The organism is Bacillus cereus group sp. N21, assembly GCF_016483395.1.
Classification (GTDB): Bacteria; Bacillota; Bacilli; order Bacillales; family Bacillaceae_G; genus Bacillus_A; species Bacillus_A pseudomycoides.
In genome coordinates this window covers 1-240 of record NZ_JAEHBX010000425.1, presented here as the reverse complement: position 1 = coordinate 240, position 240 = coordinate 1, and the positions used below count along the sequence as shown (strand labels likewise).

Below are 240 nucleotides of genomic sequence, written 5' to 3'. Positions count from 1 at the left end.
AATAAAATTTACTTTTTAAAAAAATAATAATTCGAATAAATCATCTTCATTTACAAAAACTCGAACATGCAATTCAACTATTACAAGGTAATCAAGGCGAACAAGGGCCTCAAGGCGAACAAGGTCCTCAAGGCGAACAAGGACCTCAGGGCGAACAAGGAAATCAAGGCGAACCAGCACATCAAGGACGCACAGTACAACAACGACAACCACTCGCAAAAGGGAGACAGGAGCTAAAAC

Annotated in this window: 1 protein-coding gene; it reads right to left on the bottom strand. The window is 40.4% G+C overall.

The features are described 5' to 3' along the window. Window positions 1-15 precede the first annotated feature (15 nt). On the bottom strand, window positions 16-240 hold a 225-nt coding region (locus JDS96_RS31805; protein ID WP_206777266.1), incomplete at its 5' end, for a hypothetical protein.